Source organism: Cellulomonas sp. FA1 (assembly GCF_000986825.1).
Lineage (GTDB): Bacteria > Actinomycetota > Actinomycetes > Actinomycetales > Cellulomonadaceae > Cellulomonas > Cellulomonas iranensis.
On record NZ_LBMY01000001.1, the window covers coordinates 3,856,309 to 3,870,509 of the forward strand.

12 protein-coding genes and 1 tRNA gene are annotated in these 14,201 nt (G+C 75.9%); 11 read left to right on the top strand and 2 right to left on the bottom strand.

Annotation, left to right across the window (positions count from 1 at the left end; all coding sequences use genetic code 11):
* Positions 1–47: 47 nt before the first annotated feature.
* The 10 genes from GY42_RS17360 to GY42_RS17405 all read left to right on the top strand — a co-directional run bounded on the left by GY42_RS17360 (position 48) and on the right by GY42_RS17405 (position 8,971).
* Positions 48–539 carry an FtsB family cell division protein gene (locus tag GY42_RS17360; RefSeq protein ID WP_226236755.1) on the top strand — a complete coding sequence of 164 codons (492 nt, stop codon included), beginning with the start codon at positions 48–50 and terminating at the stop codon, positions 537–539.
* Between the two features lie 132 nt (positions 540–671).
* A complete protein-coding gene (locus GY42_RS17365; protein WP_046531202.1) occupies positions 672–1,175 on the top strand; it encodes a DUF501 domain-containing protein in 504 nt (167 codons plus the stop codon).
* A 59-nt stretch (positions 1,176–1,234) separates the two neighbouring features.
* A complete protein-coding gene (locus tag GY42_RS17370) occupies positions 1,235–2,188 on the top strand; it encodes a Ppx/GppA phosphatase family protein (protein WP_046530263.1) in 954 nt (317 codons plus the stop codon).
* Positions 2,189–2,443: 255 nt separating this feature from the next.
* Complete coding sequence (locus GY42_RS17375) at positions 2,444–2,773, top strand: PadR family transcriptional regulator (protein ID WP_046530264.1); 330 nt, start codon at positions 2,444–2,446, stop codon at positions 2,771–2,773.
* A complete protein-coding gene (locus GY42_RS17380; protein WP_046530265.1) occupies positions 2,770–4,008 on the top strand; it encodes a hypothetical protein in 1,239 nt (412 codons plus the stop codon). The genes GY42_RS17375 and GY42_RS17380 overlap by 4 nt, the downstream gene beginning before the upstream one ends.
* Before the next feature lie 91 nt (positions 4,009–4,099).
* Positions 4,100–5,554, top strand: a complete 1,455-nt coding sequence (locus GY42_RS17385) for a hemolysin family protein (RefSeq protein ID WP_046531203.1) — start codon at positions 4,100–4,102, stop codon at positions 5,552–5,554.
* Positions 5,555–5,649: 95 nt separating this feature from the next.
* Entirely contained in the window at positions 5,650–7,173 is a 1,524-nt protein-coding gene (locus tag GY42_RS17390) for an NAD(P)/FAD-dependent oxidoreductase (protein WP_046530266.1), read from the top strand.
* A 109-nt stretch (positions 7,174–7,282) separates the two neighbouring features.
* Positions 7,283–7,356 (top strand) — tRNA-Leu (locus tag GY42_RS17395).
* A 197-nt stretch (positions 7,357–7,553) separates the two neighbouring features.
* Entirely contained in the window at positions 7,554–8,066 is a 513-nt protein-coding gene (locus GY42_RS17400; protein WP_046530267.1) for an ArsR/SmtB family transcription factor, read from the top strand.
* The gene (locus GY42_RS17405) at positions 8,063–8,971 is read left to right on the top strand and encodes a M23 family metallopeptidase (protein ID WP_052748489.1); all 909 of its coding nucleotides are present in this window, start codon (positions 8,063–8,065) and stop codon (positions 8,969–8,971) included. The genes GY42_RS17400 and GY42_RS17405 overlap by 4 nt, the downstream gene beginning before the upstream one ends.
* 110 nt (positions 8,972–9,081) lie before the next feature.
* Here the strand turns inward: GY42_RS17405 and GY42_RS17410 are convergent, their stop codons facing one another.
* Both GY42_RS17410 and GY42_RS17415 read right to left on the bottom strand, forming a co-directional pair.
* Positions 9,082–9,543, bottom strand: a complete 462-nt coding sequence (locus tag GY42_RS17410; RefSeq protein ID WP_082131640.1) for a PLD nuclease N-terminal domain-containing protein — start codon at positions 9,541–9,543, stop codon at positions 9,082–9,084.
* Positions 9,544–9,803: 260 nt separating this feature from the next.
* A complete protein-coding gene (locus GY42_RS17415) occupies positions 9,804–10,691 on the bottom strand; it encodes a siderophore-interacting protein (RefSeq protein ID WP_082131641.1) in 888 nt (295 codons plus the stop codon).
* 200 nt (positions 10,692–10,891) lie between these two features.
* Here GY42_RS17415 and GY42_RS17420 point away from each other — a divergent pair, with 200 nt between their 5' ends.
* Positions 10,892–14,041, top strand: coding sequence for an efflux RND transporter permease subunit (locus GY42_RS17420; RefSeq protein WP_046530268.1), 3,150 nt, complete (start codon positions 10,892–10,894; stop codon positions 14,039–14,041).
* The last annotated feature ends 160 nt before the right edge of the window (positions 14,042–14,201 follow it).

A 14,201-nucleotide genomic window follows, 5' to 3' on the forward strand; every position in this document is an offset into this window, starting at 1 on the left:
GCACGCCGCCGCGCGGCACCGCGCGCGCCGGGACGACGAGGCTGCCCGTGCCGCGACTGTTCACGGTGCGGGCGATGGTGTTCTCGCTCGTGCTGCTCGTCGCGTTCGTGCTCGTGTACCCGACGCTCGGCACCTACCTGCAGACGCGCGCCGAGGTGCAGCAGCTGCGCAGCCAGCGCGACGCGTCCGCGGCCGAGAAGTCCGACCTCGAGGCGGAGCTGCGCCGCTGGGACGACCAGGCGTACGTGGTCGCGCAGGCGCGCGAGCGGCTGTCGTTCGTGATGCCGGGGGAGACGGCGTTCGTCGTCGTCGACCCCGAGACTGTGCCGGACGTGCCCGCGGCCGACGAGGGCCCCGTCCCGACGGCGGCCGACGGCGCGACGCGGCCCTGGTACGCGTCGGTGTGGGACTCGGTCGAGATCGCGGGCGGTCTCGACGTCGACGGCACCGACCCTGCCGCGACCCCCGAGGCGCCGGCGCCGGACGCGCCACCGGCCGACGCGCCGTCCGGCGACGCCCCGGCGGACCCCGCCGGCTGACGGCCCGCGCGGCTCGTGGGGGATGATGGACGTCTCGCACCGACCGACGAACGGACAGCCGTGCCCGCACGACCCGACCCGACCACGCACCGCGACGTGCCCGGCCCCTCGGCCCTCCCCGCGCCCGGACCCGTGGCGCCCGGCGCGACCGACCCGGTGAGCGAGCGCGACGTCGAGGTGCTCACCGAGCAGCTCGGGCGTGCGCCGCGCGGCGTCGTGGGCGTCGCCGCGCGCTGCGTGTGCGGCCGCCCGCTCGTGGTCCGCACGGCGCCCCGGCTCGACGACGGCACGCCGTTCCCCACGACGTACTACCTCACGTCGCCGCAGGCCGTGGCCGCGGTCAGCTCGGTCGAGGCGACGGGCGTGATGAAGGAGATGACGCAGCGGCTCGCGGAGGACGACGAGCTCGCGGCCGCGCACCGGCGCGCGCACGAGGCGTACCTCGCGGACCGCGAGGCGATCGCGCACGTCCCGGAGATCGCCGGGATCTCGGCCGGTGGCATGCCGCAGCGCGTCAAGTGCCTGCACGTGCTGGTGGCGCACGCGCTGGCCGCGGGGCCGGGCGTCAACCCGATCGGCGACGAGGCGCTCGCGATGGTCGCGGACCGCTGGCGCCCCGACCGCTGCACCTGCTGAGCGCGACCGTCGGGCGGTCCCGCGCGGAGCGTGTGGGTGCGCGGTGGCACGATGACCCGGTGACACGCGTGGCAGCCATCGACTGCGGGACCAACTCCATCCGTCTGCTCGTCGCGGACGTCGACCCGGGCGCCGGGACGCTCGTCGACCTGCACCGCAGCAACGAGGTCGTGCGGCTCGGGCAGGGCGTCGACCGCACGGGCGTGCTCGCGCCCGAGGCGCTCGCGCGGACGCTCGCGGCGGCGCGCGGGTACCAGGCGGTGTGCGAGGACCTGGGGGTCGAGGCCGTGCGGTTCGTCGCGACGTCGGCGACGCGCGACGCGCGCAACCGCGAGGAGTTCGTCGCGGGCGTGCGCGACGCGCTCGGCGTGGACCCCGAGGTGATCGCCGGCGACGAGGAGGCACGGCTGTCGTTCCGCGGTGCGACGGGTGTGCTCGCGAGCCGGTTCGACGGGCCGTTCCTCGTGGTCGACCTCGGTGGCGGCTCGACCGAGCTCGTGCTCGGCACCGACGCGCCCGAGGCCGCGCTGTCGATGGACGTGGGCTCGGTGCGGCTGACCGAGCGGCACCTGCACGACGACCCGCCGACCGCTGCGCAGGTCGCCGCGGCGGGCGCGGACGTGCGCGCCGCGCTCGACGCGGCCGCGGCGGTCGTGCCGTTGGGGCGCACGGTCACGCTCGTCGGCCTCGCGGGGTCGGTCACGACGCTCACGGCCCACGCGCTGCGGCTGGACCGGTACGACCGCGACCGCATCGACGGCGCCGTGCTGGGCGTCGACGACGTGCTCGCGGCGTGCGAGGACATGCTCGCGCGGACGCGTGACGAGCGGGCGGCGCTGCCGTACCTGCACCCGGGGCGCGTCGACGTCATCGGCGCGGGTGCGCTCGTGTGGCGCGACGTCGTGGCCCGCGTGCGCGACGAGGTCGCGGCGGCCGGGGGAGCGCTGACGCGGGTCGTGACGTCGGAGCACGACATCCTCGACGGGATCGCCTGGAGCGTCGCCGAGCGCTGAGGGGCCGCGCACCGGGTGCGCCGGGCCGGGGCCCCGTGCGCGTGGCCCGGCGCCACGGGCGGCCGCCGCGGGGGGCTTCTCGGCGTGGGCGCGACGCGGCCGTTCGCGTGAGTGTGTGGCGTGTCGTGGACAGTAGTGCGTACTGCGCACTACTGTGCGACGTGCGGGCTCTGGAGGGGCGTCCGCACCACGTGCCGCCCGCCGGCCCCGGCTCCCGGGGCCGGCGGCGCGGACCGTCCGAGCGCAGGAGGGTGCATGGACACGACACAGCTGCTCAAGGGGGTGCTGGACCTCGCCGTGCTCGCGGTCGTCGCCGACGAGGACGGGTACGGCTACGACGTCGTGCGCCGGCTGCGCGCGGCGGGCATCGAGGAGGTCGGCGACGCGTCCGTGTACGGCACGCTCCGCCGCCTGTACTCGTCGGGCGCGCTGACGTCCTACGTGGTGCCGAGCGACGAGGGGCCGCACCGCAAGTACTACGGGATCAACGCGCAGGGCCGCGCCCTGCTGGCCGCGCAGCGCAAGGACTGGCAGGAGTTCGCCGGCACGATGGGGCGCCTGCTCGAGACCGAGGGGGCAGCATGACCGTCATCGACGACGCCGTGGCGCAGGACGTGCGGACGTACGCCGCGCAGGTGCGCGCCGCGCTGGCGGACCTGGGCACCGACCAGGTCGACGACCTCACCGACGGCCTCGAGGCCAACCTGGCCGACGCGCTGGCCGACGAGCGGCGCCGGCACGGGGGCGGGTCGCTCGTCGACGAGTTCGGTCCGCCGGCTGCGTACGCCGACGAGCTCCGGACCGCCGCCGGCCTCGCGCCCACGGCGCCGTCCGAGCCGCGAGGGCTGCGGTCCGCGCTCGGGGCGCCCGGTCGGGCCGCCGCGCAGCGCGCGCGGCACGTGCTCGGACGGCTGCGCGCGACCCGCTGGTTCCCGCCGGTCGAGGACCTGCTCGTCGCGCTGCGCCCCGCGTGGTGGGTGCTGCGCGGCTGGGCCCTCGCGCACCTCCTGCTGCAGATGACCGGCTCCGAGGCGGGCTCGTTCTGGCTGCCCTCGACCTTCGCCGGGTGGGTGCTGCTGGCGCTCGCCGTCGCCGCGAGCGCGCAGTGGGGCCGGGGCCGTTGGCGCACCGGACCCCGGTGGCACCGTGCGCTGCTCGCCCTCAGCACGTTCCTCGCGCTCGCCGCGCTCGTCCTGCTGCTCACGCTGCCCGACCAGCAGCGCTGGCAGCAGCAGATGCTCGACGACGCCTGGGGGAGCTCGGCGACCGCCGTCGACCCGCTCGACGGGGTCGTGGTCGAGGGCGAGTACGCCCACAACCTGTTCGTGTACGACGCCGACGGGCAGCCCGTGGACGGTGCGCAGATCGTCGATCAGCGCGGCCGCCCCGTCCTCGTGGACTCCGGCCCCGACGGCGGGCCGGGAGAGCAGACGGACTGGCCCGACGGCGCGGACGAGCCCGTGCACCACGTCGGGGCCGCCGGCCCCGGCGGTCAGACGCGGTGGAACGTGTACCCGCTGCGCAGCATGCCGGCGAGCGGCTGGCGGTACGACGGGGACACGGGGCGGGAGGTCGTCGTCGCCCCCGAGCTGGCGCGCGCACCGGCCTGGCCGTTCGCGAACGCCGGCGGCGTCCGCCTGTGGGGCGCACCGGACGCGTCGGACGAGCAGGCCGCACCCGCCCCGGCACCCTCGGGCGCACCCGACGTCGACGCGGCGACGCCCGGGGGCGCCCCCGAGGCCCAGGCGCCGCCCGCCGACCCTGCCGACCCCGCCGCCGACGCGGCGGACGGCGACGCGGCACCGCCGGTCGCGCCCTGACGTGCGTCGTCCCGCCCGCCGTCGTGCGGGCGGGACGACGCGCGCGGCCCTATCGTGAGCGTGTCCCCGCCGCCGACCTCGGATGCGCCCCGTGACCGCTGACACCTGGGCCGACATCGGCCTCGTCCTGCTGTTCATCCTCGTCGGCGGCGTGTTCGCCGGCACCGAGCTCGCGCTGGTGTCGCTGCGCGAGTCGCAGCTCGGCCAGCTCGAGAAGCAGGGCGCCCGTGGCGTGCGCGTCGCGGCGGTCGCGCGGAACCCCAACCGGTTCCTCGCCGCGGTGCAGATCGGCGTGACGGTCGCGGGGTTCTTCTCGGCCGCGTTCGGGGCGTCGTCGCTCGCGCCGGCCGTCGCGCCGGTCCTCGTGTCGCTGGGGCTGCCGCGGGGAACGGCCGAGGGCGTCGCGCTGATCGCCCTCACGCTCGTCATCGCGTACCTGTCGCTCGTGCTGGGCGAGCTGGTGCCCAAGCGCATCGCGATGCAGCAGGCCGCGCGCGTGTCGCTGTGGGTGGGTCCGCCGCTCGACCGGTTCGCGGTGCTCATGACGCCGGTGATCTGGCTGCTGTCGAAGTCCACCAACGGGGTGGTCCGGCTGCTCGGCTTCGACCCGGCCGCGACCAGCGACCAGATCACCGACGAGGAGCTGCGCGACCTCGTGCGCTCGCACCCCGACCTGCCGGAGGACGAGCGGCGCCTCATCGACGACGTGTTCGACGTCGGCGACCGCTCGCTCGTCGAGGTGATGCGCCCGCGCGCCGACGTGACGTTCCTCGCCGCCGACGCGCCGATCGCCGAGGCCGCGCGGCTCGTCGGGACGCTGCCCTACTCGCGGTACCCCGTGACCGGCGAGGACTTCGACGACATCGTCGGGTTCGTGCACGTGCGCGACCTGCTCGCGCCCGTCGCGCGTGCCGTGCGCGAGGCCGAGGAGGACCCCGACACGCACGGGCGCGAGGGCGTGGTCGAGGCGATCGTCGAGGTCGCCGGCACGACGGTGGGCGACGTGACGCGGCCGATCGTGTCGCTGCCGGGCACCAACGCGGTCCTGCCGACGCTGTCGACGATGCGTCGCACGGGTGCGCACATCGCGGTCGTCGTGGACGAGTACGGCGGCACCGACGGCATCGTGACGCTCGAGGACCTGCTGGAGGAGCTGGTCGGCGACATCGTCGACGAGTACGACCCCGTGCCGGTGCGCGTGACGGGCGCCGCGGAGGTCGACGCGGGGCTGACGCTCGAGGAGTTCGCGGACCGCACGGGCGTCGCGCTGCCCGAGGGGCCGTACGAGACGGTCGCGGGGTACCTGCTGGCGCGGTTCGGCCGCATACCGGCCGCCGGCGACGCGGTCGAGGTCGCGCCCGAGGGCGAGGGTGGCGACGCGGCGGACGACGCGCCGCCGGTGCTGCTGCGCGTGCGGGTGGTCGACCGGCGCCGCATCACGCGCGTGCGCGTCGAGCGCGGTGCGGCGCCCGTCACCGAGGGCGGGACGGGCGGGGCGGGCGCCGCCGTCGACGACGGCGCCAGCGACCGGCGACCCGGGACCTGAGGCCCATCGCGACGGGCCGCGCGCGTGCTCGGTGTGCGCGGTATCACCGGCCCCGGAGGGCGCGTGGGAGCGCGTGCACGTCTACCGTATGAGGCATGCCTCAGTCGCCCACCGCGTCCGTCGACGCCGCCCGCCCGTCCGGCGAGGTCATGCCGGCGCCCGCCGGCAAGCCCCGCAAGGTGCCGCGCGTCCTGGTCCTCGGCGGCGGCACGGTGGGCCTGTACTCGGCCCGTCGCCTGCGCCGTCGTCTCGGCAAGCGCGAGGCGGCCATCGTCGTCGTCGACCCGCGCCCGTACATGACGTACGCGCCGTTCCTGCCGGAGGCGGCTGCCGGGTCCATCGACCCCCGCAACGTCGTCGCCCCCCACCGTCGCGCGCTCAAGGGCGTCGACGTGCTGCAGGGTCACGTCACGCACATCGAGCACGCGAACCGCCGCGTGCAGATCACGCCCATCGAGGGCGAGCCGTACTGGGTGACGTACGACCACCTGGTCGTCGGCCTCGGCTCGGTCGCGCGCACGCTGCCGATCCCCGGCCTCGCCGAGGTCGCGATCGGCTTCAAGAACGTCGAGGAGGCCATCGCGGTCCGCAACCACGTGCTGGGCCGCATCGACGTCGCGGCGTCCACGTGGGACCCGGAGCTGCGGCGGCGCATGCTGACCTTCGTGTTCGTCGGCGGCGGCTTCGCGGGCGTCGAGGCGCTCGGCGAGGTCGAGGACATGGCCCGCTACGCGGTGCGCAAGTACAAGCAGATCGAGCAGGACGAGCTGCGCTTCGTGCTCGTCGAGGGCAGCCCGCGCATCCTCCCCGAGGTGAGCGAGGAGCTGGGCGGCTACACGCTCGAGCAGCTCCGCAAGCGCGACATCGAGATCTTCCTGTCGACGTTCCTGTCGTCCTGCGTCGACGGGCACATCGTGCTGTCGAACGGCACCGAGTTCGACGCCGAGACGGTCGTGTGGACGGCGGGCGTCAAGGCCAACCCGGTGCTGCAGGAGTCGGACCTGCCGCTGGACAAGATGGGCCGCGTCATCTGCAACGCCGAGCTGCAGGTGACCACCGAGGACGGCACGGTCGTGGCCGACGCGTGGTCGGCGGGCGACTGCGCCGCGGTGCCCGACCTGTACAACCCCGGCAAGTTCTGCCCGCCCAACGCGCAGCACGCGCTGCGGCAGGGCAACCACATCGGCGACAACCTCGCCGTCGTGCTCCGCTCGGGCCGCCCGACGCCGTACAAGCACAAGAACGTCGGCGCGGTCGCGTCGCTCGGCATGTACAAGGGTGTCGCGCAGATGTTCGGCCGCATCAAGGTCCGCGGCTTCCTGGCGTGGGTCCTGCACCGCACGTACCACGTGTTCGCGATGCCGACGTTCAACCGCAAGCTGCGGATCGCCGCGGGCTGGACCGGGTCGGTGCTGCTGCGCCGCGAGGTCGTCGCGCTGGGGTCGCTGCACGACCCGCGCGCCGAGTTCCGCGCCGCGTCGGTGCCGCCGAAGCCCAAGGTCGAGCAGAGCGCGCAGGGCACGGCCCCGACCGACGGCGCCACCGCGGCGCCCTCGTTGCCGCCGTCCAAGGCCGAGAAGGGCTCCCCGGCGGAGAAGGGCGACGCGCACGCGTCCTGACGCCCGCCCGCCGCCGACGCCCCCGCGACCCGCCGTGGTCGCGGGGGCGTCGTGCGTCCCGGGTCCCGTGCCGCACGTGGGGCCCGCGCGCTGGCAGGATGACGGGCGCGCCCCCGTAGCCCAACCGGCAGAGGCAACCGGCTTAAACCCGGTCCAGTCCGGGTTCGAACCCCGGCGGGGGCACCCGACGCCCGAGGCTCGAGCCGCGCGGGGCCCGCGAGGTGACGCACCTCGAAGTGCCTTGTGCACGCCCCCTCGAACGCACGCATCATGGCGTTACGCACTGCTCCGCCGGGGCCGCCGTCCGTGACCACCTGGCGCGGCGGCCACCCCGGCCCTGGAGAAATTTCGAAATTCCGTGATTCCAGTAGTCTGGGGGCATGGACGACCTGCCCGCGCGCGTGGCCGCGCTCGAGGAGCGCGTCGCCGCGCTCGAAACCGCGCCCACGACGACCACCCCGCCCCTCGACATCGATGCCGTCGACCGGTTCTGGGCGCTCACGGGCCTCACGGCCCGCGTCGACCGCCCCGCGTCGAGCGGCGCGGTCATGATGGTCGGCGACGTCCGCACGCCCGCGGGCGACGAGGCCCGGTGGCAGTACGCGCTGACCACCGACGACCTGCTCGCCGCCGACTGGTCCGACCTCGCGCCCGTGCTCGCGGCGCTCGGGCACCCCGTGCGGCTCGCGCTGCTGCGCGCGGTCCTCGACGGCGCCCGCACCGCGCGCGAGCTCGCCGACGCGGTCGACGTGGGCTCGACCGGTCAGGTGTACCACCACCTGCGCCAGCTCCAGGCGGCCGGCTGGCTGCGCGCGGCGGCCGGCGGCGAGCACGTCGTGCCCGCCGAGCGGCTCGTCCCGCTGCTCACGACGCTGCTGGCGGCGGTCCGGTGAGCGCCGCACCGCCGACCGGGGCCGGGTCGCGTCCCGAGCCCCGCTCCGAGTCCCGCCCTGCGCCGCTCGACGGGCCTCGACGCGCCGTCGCGGGGCTCATGCCCGTGTGGTTCTGGGGCGTCCTCGCCTGGATCGTCGTCGGCCGCGTGCTCGACCCGCACCCGGTGGTGTGGTTCGCGGGCGCCGCGGTCCTCGTGGGTCTGTTGTTCGTCCGGCCGCCACGCGTCGAGCGCGACCCCGTCGAGGTCGCGTCACCGCTGCGGGGCCGCTGGACCGTCGTCAACAGCCCGGCCGACCAGGTGCCGAGCCACGGCATCCGGGCCTACGGCCAGACGTACGCGATCGACGTGCTGCTGCCCAGCCCGCCGGGGACGCCCGCGACCGTCCCGTGGCGCGGTGGCTTCCCCCGGCCCGCGACGTTCCCCTCGTTCGGCCGTCCCGTGCACGCGGTCGCCGACGGCACGGTCGTGCGCGTGGTCGACGGCCGGCGCGACCACCGGGGCCGCACGTCCTGGCCCGCGCTCGCGTACCTCATGACCGTCGAGGCGACGCGCGACCTCGGCGGCCCCTCGGCCGTCGTCGGCAACCACGTGGTGCTCGACCACGGCGACGGCGTGTTCTCGCTGGTCGCGCACCTGCGACGCGGCAGCGCGCGCGTGCGGCCCGGGCAGCGCGTCGCGGCCGGGGACGTGCTGGGCGAGGTCGGCAACTCCGGCAACTCGAGCGAGCCGCACCTGCACGTGCAGCTCATGGACCGCCCCCAGCCGCTGCGCGCGGCCGGCATCCCGTTCCGGTGGCGCGACGCGCGCGTGCTGCCCGACGTCACCGACCCGTCCCGCGCGACGACCGTCCGCACCGAGATCACGCCCGGCCTGCCGGCCGCGGGGCAGGCCGTCGAGATGTGAGGTGCGCCGATCCCGGGGCGGTGACGGGCGGAGGCGACGCGGCTGCGAGGTGACGCGGGTCGGGGGTGACCCGGATCGGACGCGACCCGGCTCGGCCCGGAGGGTCAAGATCAGGCGCGACCTGGCCCGGCGCCGTCGTCGCGGGCCGCTCCGTGCGGGCCGGGCGAGCCCTGCTCACCGCCGGCCGTCTCGGACGCGCCGGCCGCGCCCTGCTCGCGGGCGCGCAGCTGCGCCTCCCAGTCGCGCAGCATCTGCTCGTGCAGCTCGTCCGACCGTCGCTCCTCGGCGCGCCGCCGCTCCTCCGCGGCCGCGTCGTCGCCGTACCGGCGGGGGCGCTCGTGCTCCGGGAAGCCGGCGGTCGCCGTCGACGGCCACGGCACGTGCGTGCGCGGGGTGAGCGGCCGTCCCGCGACGAGCCAGGCCACGCCCCCGGCGATCGGCAGCACGACGATGAGGACGACCCACCAGCCCTTCGACAGGTTGCGCACGCGGTCGGGGTCGGACTGGAGGCAGTCGATCAGGCAGTACACGAGCAGGGCGACCTGGACGATCACGGGCAGGGCGCGCAGCATCGAGGCCTCCTGGCAGGTGTCACGGGAAGCAGCACCGTAGCGCCTCGGTGGGGGCGGCGTCCGGCGTACGGCGGCTCGGCTGCGCTGCTCGACCGGTGCCCGGCACCGCGAGTGCGGTACTCGTGCGTCGAGTGCGGTGCACACGTGTGCCGCACTCGGGGAACGTGTGCCGCGCTCGCGGTCCGGTCCGGTCCGGTCCCGACGGGCGGTGGGTGTACCGCGCTCGGCGGTCCGTTCCCGGTCCGGGTGGGGCGGGTGTCTCAGGCGAGTCCCGCGGCCGCCTCCGCGGCCTCGATCTGCGCGTTCCACGCGCGCTTGCCCGCGCGCCAGCCCTCGTCGTCGGCACCGAGGCGCCAGTAGCCGGAGATCGACAGGTCCTCGCGCGCGACGCCGCGCTCGGTGCGCAGGTAGGCGCGCAGGTCCTTGACCGCGCCCGCCTCGCCGTGCACGAACGCGCCGACCCGGCCGGCGGGCCAGGCCCAGGCCCGGACGGCGGCCGGCAGCGTCGAGCCCGCGGGGGCGTCGCCGTGGTGCAGCCACGTGACGGTGACGCCCGCGGGCGCGTCGAGGGCGATCTCGTCGGCGGGGCCGTGCACCTCGACGAACGCGGTGCCGACCGCGTCGCGCGGCAGCCGCTCGAGGCCGACGGCCACGGCCGGCAGCGCGCTCGCGTCGCCGACCAGCAGGTGCGCGTCGACGCCGGGCCGGGGGTCCCACGCGCCGCCGGGGCCGTGGACCAGCACGCGGTCGCCCGGGGCGGCCGCGGCCGCCCAGGGCCCGGCGAGGCCCTCGTCGCCGTGCACGACGAGGTCGACGGTCAGCTCGTGCGCGGCGGCGTCCCACGCGCGGACCGTGTACGCGCGCTGCCGGGGCTGGACGCCCGCGGGCAGCAGCGCACGCAGCCCCGCGAGGTCGACCCGGCCGTCCGGGGCGAGCGGGCAGTCGTCGAGCACGCCCGCGGGCACGAAGCCGAGCTTGACGTAGGAGTCCGCGCACGTCGGCGCCGTCAGCGGGCGCAGCGACGGCCCGCCGAGCACGACGCGCACGAGGTGCGGCGTGAGCCGTTCCGTCCGCACCACCTCGCCCAGGACGGGCGCGGGGCGCCCGGTGGGGGCGACGGGCAGGGCGGCCGGGCCGGGGGTGCTCATGAGGCGAGCCTAACCTCGGGCGTCGCCCGCACCTGGCGGCCGGCGTCGGGTGTGAGGCGGACCACGTCACCGCGTCAGGAACCCCTTGCCCGGGGCGGCCGTTGCCCAGACTGGTGCCGACGTCCCTGCACCGCCGTACCCTCGACGTGCCCGCGCCGTCGACGTCCCCGCCGGCCCGCCGGCGAGCCTCCGGAGGAACCGTGTCCCGCCTCGCCCGGCTGTCCCTGGCCAACCGCTCCGTCGTCGCGCTGGTCACCGTGGCCATCGCGGTGTTCGGCTGGTTCAGCCTCGGCTCCCTCAAGCAGGAGCTCATCCCGTCCCTGCAGATCCCGACGGCCGTGGTCGTCGCGGTCGACCCGGGCTCGTCGCCGGAGCTCGTCGAGCAGCAGCTCACCGAGCCGATCGAGCAGGCGCTGTCGTCCGTCGACGACGTCGAGTCGGTGACCTCGACGTCCGCGACGTCGGTGTCGACGACGACCGTGCAGCTCACCTACGGCGTCGACGTCGACGCCCGCGCGCAGGAGATCCAGCGCGCGGTCGACCGCATCCGCTCGTCGCTGCCCGACGGCGTCGAGCCGACCGTGCTCACCGGGTCGATCGACGACCTCCCGGTCGTGCAGCTCGCGGTCGCCGGCACGCCCGACGACGTGCGCGAGGGCGAGGACCCGCAGGCCGCGCTCGCGCGCGTCGTGCAGGACGTCGTCGCGCCGCGGCTCGAGCAGGTCGCGGGCGTGCGCGACGTCGCCGTGACGGGCGTCGCCGAGCAGGCCGTGACGATCACGCTCGACCTGCCCGCGCTCACCGCGGCGGGACTGTCGCCCACGGCCGTGCAGACCGTGCTGCAGGACAACGGGGTCGTGCTGCCCACCGGCACGGTGGACGACGGCGACCGCACGCTCTCGGTGCAGGCGGGCTCGGAGATCACGTCGGTCGACGACCTGCGCGCGCTGCCGCTGCTCGGCGCCGCCGGGCCGGTGACCCTGGGCGACGTCGCGGACGTCGTGGTCGCGCCGGTGCCCGCCACGAGCTTCTCGCGCCTCGACGGCGAGCCCGCGCTCGCGGTCGCGCTCACCAAGACCCCGGCGGGCAACACGGTCGACGTGTCGCACGGCGCGCAGCAGGCCGTCGACGACCTGCGCGCGCAGCTCGGCGACGGCGTCGACGTCGCGGTCGTGTTCGACCAGGCGCCGTTCATCGAGGAGTCCATCGAGGGCCTGGCCACCGAGGGCGGGCTCGGGCTGCTGTTCGCGGTCGTCGTGATCCTGCTGTTCCTCGCGTCGCTGCGCTCGACCCTGGTGTCGGCGGTGTCGATCCCGCTGTCGCTGCTCGTGACGTTCATCGGGCTGCGCCTGACCGGCTACTCGCTCAACATCCTCACGCTCGGCGCGATGACCATCGCGATCGGTCGCGTGGTCGACGACTCGATCGTCGTCATCGAGAACATCAAGCGGCACCTGTCGTACGGCGAGCCGAAGCGCGACGCGATCGTCACGGCCGTGCGCGAGGTCGCCGCGGCGATCACCGCGTCCACGGTCGCGACGATCGCAGTGTTCCTGCCGATCGGCCTGGTCGGCGGCATGGTCGGCGAGCTGTTCCGGCCCTTCGCGTTCACCACGGCCATCGCCCTGGCGGCGTCGCTGCTCGTGTCGCTGACGATCGTGCCGGTGCTCGCGTACTGGTTCGTGCGCGCCGACGCGGCCGACCCCGCGCAGGCCGAGCGCGTGCGCGCCGAGGCCGAGGCCAAGGAGCGCCGCTCGTGGATGCAGCGCGGCTACCTCGCGACGCTGCGCGGCGCGCTCACGCACCCCGTCGTGACGATCGTCGCCGCGCTCGTCGTGTTCGGCGGCACGGTCGGGCTCGCGTCCCGGCTCGAGACGAACTTCCTGGGCGACGCCGGGCAGGACACCCTCACGGTCACGCAGACGTTCCCGCCGGCGACGTCGCTCGAGGCGCAGGACGCCGCGGCGCGCGTCGTCGAGGACGCGCTGGCCGACGTCGACGGCGTCGAGACCGTGCAGACCACGGTCGGCTCGTCGGGCGGGATCGAGGCCGCGTTCTCGGGCGGCGGTGCGCTGCGCGCGACGTTCGCGCTGACCCTCGCGGCGGACTCCGACAACGCCGGGGTCACCGACGACGTGCGCGCGGCCGTCGCCGACCTGCCCGCCGGCACCGCCGGTGACGTCGTCGTGGCCGGCGCCGACGCGGCGTTCGGGTCCTCGACCGTCGACGTGGTCGTGCAGTCCGACGACCCCGACGAGCTCGCGGCGCTCGCGGACCGCGTGCGGGACGTCGTGGCCGGCGTCGAGGGCACCACCGACGTGACGAACGACCTCGCGGCCGACCAGCCGACCGTGCAGGTCGCGGTCGACCGCGCGGCGGCCGCCGCGGCCGGGCTCACGGAGACCCAGGTGGTCGGCACCGTCGCGGGGCTCATGTCGCCGCAGCCCGTCGGCACGGTCGACCTGGGTGCGGGCCCGCTCGACGTCACGGTCGTGACCCTGCCCGCGCCGGCGAGCGTCGCCGAGCTCGAGCAGCTCGTGCTGCCCACACCCACGGGGGTCGTGCCGCTGACCGCCGTGGCGAGCGTCGCGCAGGTCGAGGTGCCCGTGTCCACGACGCGGATCGACGGCGAGCGCGCCGCGACGGTCTCGGCGACCCCGGCGGACCAGGACCTCGGTGCGCTCACGCAGCGCCTGCGCACCGCGCTCGAGGACGTCGACGTGCCCGCGGGCGCGAGCGTCGAGGTCGCGGGCGTCGCCGCCGACCAGGAGGACGCGTTCTCCGACCTCGGGCTGGCGCTGCTGATCGCGATCGCGATCGTCTACGTCGTCATGGTCGCGACGTTCCGGTCGCTCCTGCAGCCGGTGATCCTCATGGTGTCGGTGCCGTTCGCGGCGACGGGTGCGCTCGTGGGGCTGCTCGTCACGGGCACGCCGCTGGGCGTGCCCGCGCTGATCGGCGTGCTCATGCTCATCGGCGTCGTCGTCACCAACGCGATCGTGCTGGTCGACCTCGTCAACCAGTACCGCGAGCGAGGGCGTGACCTCGACGAGGCCGTGACCGAGGGCGCCCGCAAGCGTCTGCGGCCCATCGTCATGACCGCGGCGGCGACGATCTTCGCGCTCGTGCCGATGGCGCTCGGCCTGACCGGCGGTGGCGTGTTCATCTCGCGGCCGCTCGCGATCGTCGTCATCGGCGGCCTGTTCACCTCGACCCTGCTGACGCTCGTGCTCGTGCCGGTGCTCTACACGCTCGTCGAGCGCGCGCGGCTGCGGGCGGGTGCGCGCCGGGCGGCGCGTCGCGAGGCGCGGGCCGGGGCCGAGGGCACGCACGGCGCGCACGCGGCCTGACGGAGAGGCGCTCCGGCCCCGGACGTGCGAACGTCCGGACCCGCGAACGCCCGGACGCACGAACTCGGCGCACCACTGTCCCACTCGAGGACGGTGGTGCGCCGAGTTGGTATGTGATGACGGCGTGGTCAGTTGCCACCAGGTGCGGCGGGAGGTTGCT